The 8,008-nt window shown below is 70.5% G+C and carries 8 protein-coding genes; all 8 read left to right on the top strand.

The features are described 5' to 3' along the window. Positions 1 to 1,776: MMPL family transporter (locus ETQ85_RS06225; RefSeq protein ID WP_148578367.1), on the top strand; the 1,776-nt coding region annotated here is incomplete at its 5' end. Between the two features lies 1 nt (position 1,777). After that, positions 1,778 to 2,560 (top strand): polysaccharide deacetylase family protein, encoded by a 783-nt coding sequence (locus ETQ85_RS06220; RefSeq protein ID WP_148578192.1) that lies wholly within the window; start codon positions 1,778 to 1,780, stop codon positions 2,558 to 2,560. Continuing rightward, positions 2,557 to 3,273, top strand: a complete 717-nt coding sequence (locus ETQ85_RS06215; protein WP_148578191.1) for a methyltransferase domain-containing protein — start codon at positions 2,557 to 2,559, stop codon at positions 3,271 to 3,273. Before ETQ85_RS06220 ends, ETQ85_RS06215 begins: the two co-directional genes overlap by 4 nt. Positions 3,274 to 3,346: 73 nt before the next feature. Further along, positions 3,347 to 4,540 (top strand): beta-ketoacyl-[acyl-carrier-protein] synthase family protein, encoded by a 1,194-nt coding sequence (locus tag ETQ85_RS06210; protein ID WP_148578190.1) that lies wholly within the window; start codon positions 3,347 to 3,349, stop codon positions 4,538 to 4,540. Next, the gene (locus ETQ85_RS06205; RefSeq protein ID WP_148578189.1) at positions 4,537 to 5,343 is read left to right on the top strand and encodes a beta-ketoacyl synthase chain length factor; all 807 of its coding nucleotides are present in this window, start codon (positions 4,537 to 4,539) and stop codon (positions 5,341 to 5,343) included. The genes ETQ85_RS06210 and ETQ85_RS06205 overlap by 4 nt, the downstream gene beginning before the upstream one ends. Continuing rightward, a complete protein-coding gene (locus ETQ85_RS06200) occupies positions 5,337 to 5,774 on the top strand; it encodes a hotdog family protein (protein WP_148578188.1) in 438 nt (145 codons plus the stop codon). The genes ETQ85_RS06205 and ETQ85_RS06200 overlap by 7 nt, the downstream gene beginning before the upstream one ends. Next, positions 5,771 to 6,490 carry a 3-oxoacyl-ACP reductase FabG gene (gene fabG / locus ETQ85_RS06195; RefSeq protein WP_148578187.1) on the top strand — a complete coding sequence of 240 codons (720 nt, stop codon included), beginning with the start codon at positions 5,771 to 5,773 and terminating at the stop codon, positions 6,488 to 6,490. The genes ETQ85_RS06200 and fabG overlap by 4 nt, the downstream gene beginning before the upstream one ends. A gap of 4 nt (positions 6,491 to 6,494) precedes the next feature. Beyond that, entirely contained in the window at positions 6,495 to 7,790 is a 1,296-nt protein-coding gene (locus tag ETQ85_RS06190) for a cation:proton antiporter (RefSeq protein ID WP_148578186.1), read from the top strand. Positions 7,791 to 8,008: the final 218 nt, after the last annotated feature.

The following is an 8,008-nucleotide window of genomic DNA, read 5'->3' as shown; positions in this document are numbered from 1 at the left end:
CGGCGGGCCATCCTGATGCTGCAGACCCGCGCCGCCGGCTCCGACACCGACGCCCAGGCGGCCGCCATCGCCCGCATCCACGCCGACTTTGCCGAACTGCCCAAGGCCAGCCCGGACGCCCGCCTGCTGCTCTCCGGCGCCGCGGTGTTCGCGGTCAACTCCCGCGCGGCCATCGAATCCGAAGCGGTGCGCCTCACCACCATCAGCACCGCCGCGGTGATCTGCCTGCTGCTGCTGATCTACCGCTCGGTCACCGCCGTGGTCCTCGGCCTGCTGCCGGTAGCCACCGGGGCGCTGGCCGGCATCGCCGCCGTGGCCCTCGGCTTCGGCTCGGTGCATGGTCTCACCATCGGCTTCGGTACCACCCTCATCGGCGAAGCGGTGGACTACACCATCTACTACTTCGTCCAGTCCGACGGCGAAGACGGCGAAGGCCGCTGGATGGAACGCTTCTGGCCGACCATCCGGCTCGGTGTGCTGACCTCCGTGTTCGGCTTTGCGTCCCTGCTCTTCTCCGGCTTTCCGGGGCTCGCCCAGCTCGGCCTGTACTCCATCGCCGGCCTCGTCACCGCGGCCGCAGTCACCCGCTTCGTCTTGCCCCACCTGCGCCCGGCCAGCTTCCACATCCGCGACATCGCCCCCCTCGGCCGGGCGATGGCCGGCTTCTGGGGCCAACTGTCCCGGCTGCGCCTGGCCATCCCCCTGCTCGCCATCGCCGCCAGCGTCGTTCTGGTCACCCACCGGGACCAGATCTGGAGCAGCGGCCTGTCCGGCCTCAGCCCCGTCTCCAGCGCCGACCAGGCCCTCGACCAGAGCCTGCGCGCCGACCTCGGCGCGCCCGACCTGCGCTACCTGGTGGTTCTCAAGGCCGCCAACCGGGAAGCCGCCCTGCTCGCCGCCGAACAGGCCGGCATGCGCCTCACCACGCTGGTCGAAGCAGGCGCCCTCGGCGGCTTCGAGAGCCCCGCCCGCTTCCTGCCCAGCGAAGCCACCCAGCGCGCCCGCCAGCAATCCCTTCCCGCGCGCGACGAACTCGCCCGCCGCCTCGACACCGCCCTGGACGGCTTGCCCCTGCGGGCCGCCAAGCTCGGCGCCTTCCTCGACGACGTGGACGCGGCCCGCCGCCAGCCCCTGCTGACGCCCGAATCCCTGCGCGGCTCGACCCTCGCCCTGGCGGTCGACTCCCTGCTGCTCGAACGCCCGCAGGGCTGGACGGTGCTGATGCCGCTGCGCGCCCCGGCCGGCGACACGCCCCTCGATCCAGCCCGCATCCAGGCCGCACTGCAGGGCAGCGGTGCCCTCTTCGTGGACATTTTCGGCGAATCCAACCACCTCTATCAGGCCTACCTGGACGAAGCCATCCTGCTGTCCCTGGCCGGCTGCCTGGCCATCGTGCTGCTCATGGCGGTGACCCTGCGCCAGCCCGGGCGCCTGATCCGGGTACTGATCCCGCTGGTCGCCACCGAGCTGATCGTGATGGCCGGCCTGGCCCTCACCGGCCAGCGCCTGACCCTGCTGCACCTGATCGGCATGCTGCTGATTGTCGCCGTCGGCTCCAACTACGCCCTGTTCTTCGACCGGGCCGACAGCAATCCGGGGGATGACCCGCGCACCCTCGCCTCACTGCTCCTCGCCAACCTGGCCACGGTCATCGGCTTTGGCGCCCTGGCCTTCTCGCCGGTACCGGTGCTCAAGGCCATCGGCATCACCGTCGGCCCCGGCGCCGTGCTCACCCTGATGATCTCCGCCATGCTGGCGCGCAAGAACAAGCACTGACATGGCCCGCTGGCAACCCAGTCCCTTCCTGCGCGCCAGTGCCGTGATCCACGCCGGGGCCGGAGCCGGCCTGCTCCTCGCCCCCGCTCACTGGCCACTGGCCGTCGGCGCGCTGGCCGCCAACCACGTCGTACTCACGCTGGCCGGCCTGCTGCCCCGCAATGGTCTGCTCGGCCCCAACATCACCCGCCTGCCGGCGGACGCCGCCGCCCGCGGCGAGATCGTCCTGAGCATCGACGACGGCCCCGACCCTGCAGTCACCCCCCGCGTGCTCGACCAACTGGACGCCGCCAAGGCCCGCGCCACCTTCTTCTGCATCGGCCGCCGGGCCGCCGCCCACCCGGCCCTGGCGCGCGAGATCATCGCCCGCGGCCACACCATCGAGAACCACAGCGAGCACCACTGGAAGCGCTTCTCGACCTTCGGGCCACGCCGCATGGCGCAGGAAATCAGCGCCGCCCAGGACACCCTGGCCCAGATCACCGGTCACGCACCGCGCTACTTCCGCCCCCCGGCCGGCCTGCGCAATCCCTTCCTCGACCCGGTGCTGGCGCGCCTCGAGCTGCGCCTCGCCACCTGGACCCGCCGCGCCTACGACACCCGCGTCGGCGACCCGCAACGGGTACTCGAGCGCCTCGCCAATGGGCTGACCGGGGGCGACATCCTGCTCCTCCACGACGGCAACGCCGCCCGCAGCCCGGCCGGCCAAGCGGTGATCCTCGACGTGCTGCCGCGCCTGCTGGCACGCATCCACGCCGCCGGCCTGCACCCTGTCACACTGTGAGCGCCACATTTCACAAACGGCTGGTCACGGAAGCCAGCGCGCCCTACCGTTCCGCCAGCCCGTGGGCCTGGCACTTCGCCCGCGGCAAGCTCGGCGCCGACCTGCTCTTCACCGCTCTCCTCGACCCCGGCCTGCTCCCCGCCCGGGGCCGCTACCTGGACCTCGGTTGCGGCCAGGGCCTGCTCGCCGCCTGGCTCCTCGCCGCCGCCCGCCTCCACGACCGGGGCCAATGGCCGGCCGACCTGCCGCCGCCCCCGCGCCTCGCCGACTACCAGGGCGTGGAACTCCTCGCCGCTGCCGTCCGGCGCGCCCGTACCGCCTTCACCGACAGCCCGGCCCCCATCCGGGTGAACAGCGGCGACATGTGCACCGCGCCCCTGCCCGCCGCCGACGTGGTCAGCCTGATCGACGTCCTCCACTACATTCCGGCAGACCGGCAGGAAGCCCTGCTGCGCCGCATCCGCGACAGCCTCGGCAGCGACGGACGCCTGCTCCTGCGGGTCGGCGATGCCGCGGCCGGCCTGCCCTACCGGCTCTCCCGCCTGACCGACAGCCTGGTGGTCCTTGCCCATTGCGGGCGTTTCCCGCGACTCCACGGGCGCCCCCTCGACGCCTGGCTGACCCTGCTGCAGAACATCGGTTTCCGCACCGAAACCCGCCCCATGGGCAGCGCCGGTTTCGCCAACACCCTGATCCTCGCCCAAGTGGCCTGAGCGCACTCGTCCCCGTGCCATGAGGGAGGGGCCGCTCTGCTAAACTCGCGCCACTCTTTCTGCACCTCGAACCGTGACACCACTGCACCTCGCCCGCCATACCGTGGTCACCTGCGTCGGCGACGGGCTGGCTCCCCTTCGGGCCGCCCTGCGCACCGGTACCGGCGGCCTGACGCCCTGCCGCTTCGACGGCGTTGCCCTCGACACCTGGATCGGTGAAGTCGCCGGCCTCGACGGCACGGCGCTGCCGGCAGCCCTGGCCGACTACGACTGTCGCAACAACCGCCTGGCCCGCCGCGGCCTGGAAAGCGACGGCTTCGACGCGACCGTGCGGGCCGCCATCGCCCGCCACGGCGTCAGACGCGTCGGCGTGATCCTCGGCACCAGCACCTCCGGCATCCTCGCCACCGAAACCGCCTATCGCCAGCGGGATCCGCTCAGCGGCGCACTGCCGGCCAGTTTCATCTATCGGGGCACCCACAACACCTATTCCCTGGCCGCCTTCGTGCGCGACTGGTTCGGCCTGGAAGGGCCGGCCGGCGTGGTGTCCACCGCCTGCTCCTCGTCGGCCAAGGTCCATGCCGCGGCGGCCCGCATGATCCACGCCGGCCTCATCGACGCGGCCATCGTCGGCGGCGTCGACAGCCTGTGCCTGACCACCCTGCACGGCTTCGCCTCGCTGGAACTGACCTCCCCGGAGCCCTGCCGCCCCTACGACGCAGCCCGCAAGGGCATCTCCATCGGCGAAGCCGCCGCCTTCGCCCTCCTCGAACGCCCGCCCGCCAGCCTCGACGCCGACGCGGTACTGCTCCTGGGCTGCGGCGAATCCAGCGACGCCTACCACATGTCCTCGCCCCACCCGGAAGGGCGCGGCGCCCGCCAGGCCATGGAAGCCGCACTGGCCGATGCCGGCCTCACCGCGGATGACATCGACTACATCAACCTCCACGGCACCGCCACGCCCAACAACGACGCCGCCGAGGGCTGCGCCGTCGCGGCACTGTTCGGCACCCGGGTACCGGGCAGCTCCACCAAGGGCATCACCGGCCACACCCTCGGCGCTGCCGGCGCACTCGAAGCCAGCGTCTGCGCCCTGGCCCTCGCCGAGGGCTTCCTGCCCGGCAGCGTCAATACCCGCACGCTCGATCCGGGCATTCCCATCGACTACCTGCTGAGCACCCGCGAGGCCCCCCTCCGCCACGCCATGAGCAACTCCTTCGGTTTCGGCGGCAGCAACTGCAGCCTGGTGTTCGGGAGAGCCGGATGAGCGCCCCGCACAGTCTCTCCGCATGGATCGAAGGCGTCGGCCTGATCGCCCCCGGCATGCCCGACTGGGCCGCCGGCGCAGCCGTCCTGACCGGCCGCGCGCCCTTTCAAAATGCCCCCAGCGTGCTCCCCGCCCCGCTGCTGCTGCCCCCCGCCGAACGCCGCCGGGCCAGCCGGGTGGTGCGCGTGGCCCTGGCCAGCGGCCTTGCCGCGCTGGAACATGCCGGCATCGAGGCCACCACCGTGCCGGCGATCTTCTCCGCCTCCACCGCCGACGGCCACAACTGCCACGCCCTGTGCGAAACCCTGGCCTCCGATGACCACCGGGTCTCGCCGACGCGCTTCCACAACTCCCTGCACAACACCCCGGCCGGCTACTGGAGCATCGCCACCGGCGCCATGTGCGCCAGCCAGTCCCTGTGCGCCTACGACGGCAGCTTTTCGGCCGGCCTGCTCGAAGCCCTGGTGCAGGCCATCACCAGCCAGACACCGACCCTGCTGGTGGCCTACGACGCGGAATACCCCGAGCCCCTGTTCGCCGTCCGGCCGATTCCCGACGCCGCCGGCATCGGCCTCGTCCTCAGCCCGGTGCAGACACCGCGCAGCCTCGCGCGCATCGCCATCGCACTGACCGACACCCCGCCCGACCCCCTCGCCGAGCCGACCCTCGACACCCTGCGCACGGCCATTCCGGCCCTGCGCGGCCTGCCCCTGCTCGGCCTGCTGGCCGCTGGCGGCCCCGGCTGCGTCGCGCTGGAATACCTCGCCCCCCTCAGCCTCAGCGTAAGCCTCGACCCATGCTAGACCGCACCGCCATTGCCGCCCGCATTCCCCACCAGGGCGACATGTGCCTGCTCGACACGGTGCGCGACTGGAACGCCTCGACCATCCAGTGCACCGCCAGCAGCCATCGCCGCGCCGACAACCCGCTGCGCGACGCCGAACGCCTCGGCATTGCCGCCGGCATCGAGTACGCCGCCCAGGCCATGGCCCTGCATGGCGGCCTGCTCGCCGACGACGGCCAGCCGCCCCGCCAGGGCTACCTGGCCAGCGTGCGCAGCGTCAACTTCCACACCCTGCGCCTGGACGATCAGCCCGCCGACCTGCTGGTCGAGGCCGAACGCCTGTCCGGCGATGCCAACCAGGTGCTCTACCGCTTCGCGGTATCCGCCGCCGGGCAGCCGCTGCTCGACGGCCGCGCCGCGGTGATCCTCGACGCCGGGGCGCTGGCATGAGGCGCGCCCTCGTCACCGGGGCCAGCGGCGGCATCGGCGCCGCCATCGCCCGTCAGCTCGCCGCCGACGGCCATCACGTGCTGGTGCACGCCAACCGCAACCCGGACAAGGCCGCCGCGGTCGTTGCCGACATCCGCGCCGCCGGCGGCGCCGCCGAAGCCGTGACCTTCGACATCACCGATGCCGCCGCCACCGGCGCGGCGCTGGACGCCATCCTCGCCGGCGGCCCGGTGCACATCCTGGTCAACAACGCCGGCGTGCACGCCGACGCTGTCTTTCCGGGCATGGGGCCGGACAAGTGGCAGCAGGTCATGGACGTGAACCTCAACGGCTTCTACAACGTCACCCAGCCCCTGACCATGCCGATGATCCGCGGCCGCTGGGGGCGCATCATCACCATCACCTCGGTGGCCGGCCTGGTCGGCAACCGCGGGCAGGTCAATTACGCCGCCGCCAAGGGCGCCCTGCATGCGGCCACCAAATCGCTGGCCCTCGAACTGGCCAGCCGCGGCATCACCGTCAATGCGGTAGCCCCGGGCATCATCGCCACCGACATGATCGAGGGCAGTTTCGATCAGGCCGCCATCGACCGCATCGTGCCGATGAAGCGCGCCGGCAAACCCGAAGAAGTCGCCGACCTGGTGTCCTTCCTGGCCTCCGGGCGAGCCACCTACATCACGGGTCAGGTCATCTCGGTCAACGGCGGCATGATCTGAGCCGGTGAGTACCACCAACCACCTGGTCAGCGCCGTCTCGGTGCACAAGGCCGAAGCCGTCCTGTTCTTCACCCTGCTCCAGCTCACCGTGATCGTGCTGGCCGCGCGCCTCGGAGGCGAGCTGGCCAAGCGCCTGGGGCAATCGCCGGCGGTCGGCGAGATCATCGTCGGCATCCTCCTCGGGCCGTCCCTGTTCGGCCTGCTGGCCCCGGACGTGTTCGACTACGTATTCCGCTCGGCGCCGGCGGAACCCATGCAGGTGCTGTCCCAGATCGGCCTGATCCTGCTGATGTTCCAGATTGGCATCGAGTTCGACTTCTCCCACCTGCGCGAGCGGGAAAACCGCCAGGCGGTGACCCGCGTGGCCATCGCCGGCCTGGCCCTGCCCTTCGCCCTCGGGCTGTCATTCGGCTACCTGTCGGCGCCGGAACTCTCGCCGCATGCCGACCAGTTCGGCTCCGGACTGTTCATCGCCACCGCCTTCTCGATCACCGCCCTGCCCATCCTCGGGCGGATCATGATCGAGTTCCAACTGACCCGGCACCCCATCGGCGTCATCGCCATCAGCGCCGCCGCCATCAACGACGTGGTCGGCTGGCTGCTCCTGGCGCTTGTCACCACCCTCACCCTGTCCAATTTCGACGCCACCGCCTTTGCCGGCAAGGTCGCCCTGGTGGGGCTGTTCATGGGGGTCTGCTGGTTCGTGGTGCGCCCGCTGGCCAAGCAGGCGGTACGCCGCACCCGCCACCACGGGCACCTCTCGCCACACCTGATGGGCATCCTGCTGGCAGCCATCTTCGTGTGCGCGATGACCACCTACAAACTGGGCATCTTCGCCATCTTTGGCGGTTTTGTGATGGGCGTGCTGGTGCACGACGAACCCGAACTGGTGGAGGCCTGGAAGGAACGCATCGGCCACTTCGTGATGGTCTTCTTCCTGCCGATCTTCTTCACCTACACCGGCCTGCGCACCAACATCGGCGGCCTCGACACCCCGGCCCTGTGGGGCTGGTGCCTCCTCGTCACCGTGCTCGCCAGCATCGGCAAGTTCGGCGGCACCTACCTGGCGGCGCGCAGCTGCGGGCTCAAGCACGCCGAAGCCAGCGTGCTCGGCATCATGATGAACACCCGCGCGCTGATGGAACTGATCGTCATCAACGTCGGCTACGACCTGGGGGTGATCTCCCAGCACGTGTTCACGATGCTGGTCCTGATGGCGATTGTCAGCACCGTGGTGACAACGCCGGGGCTGCGGCGCTGGCTGCCGAAGATGGGCCACCTGGTGCCCGGGCAGCGCTAGGCATGGCGGAATCAATATCCGCCGCCATCGATTAAATATCCCTGACCATCAAAACATCCCCGCCAGGCATCGAATTTTCCACGCCCGCCATTGATCTTTCAGTCTCCGTCGATAATTTATCCATCCGGGGTGGAGATAAATCATCGGCGGGGATGGATTAAATATCGAAATTCATCCTTTTATTCCCCTCCCGGATTATTTAATCCCTCTCCGGGGAT

It is taken from the genome of Zoogloea oleivorans, from assembly GCF_008107625.1.
Taxonomy (GTDB): Bacteria; Pseudomonadota; Gammaproteobacteria; order Burkholderiales; family Rhodocyclaceae; genus Zoogloea; species Zoogloea oleivorans.
Note: the sequence above shows the minus strand (reverse complement) of the source record. Positions and strands in the feature narration are given on the sequence as shown.

What these genes read in the sequence shown, in the direction of transcription:
- ETQ85_RS06200 (WP_148578188.1), top strand. Translation starts at nt 5,337, where the DNA reads ATGCTAGACCGCACCGCCATTGCCGCCCGCATTCCCCACCAGGGCGAC.
- fabG (WP_148578187.1), top strand. Translation starts at nt 5,771, where the DNA reads ATGAGGCGCGCCCTCGTCACCGGGGCCAGCGGCGGCATCGGCGCCGCC.
- ETQ85_RS06205 (WP_148578189.1), top strand. Translation starts at nt 4,537, where the DNA reads ATGAGCGCCCCGCACAGTCTCTCCGCATGGATCGAAGGCGTCGGCCTG.
- ETQ85_RS06220 (WP_148578192.1), top strand. Translation starts at nt 1,778, where the DNA reads ATGGCCCGCTGGCAACCCAGTCCCTTCCTGCGCGCCAGTGCCGTGATC.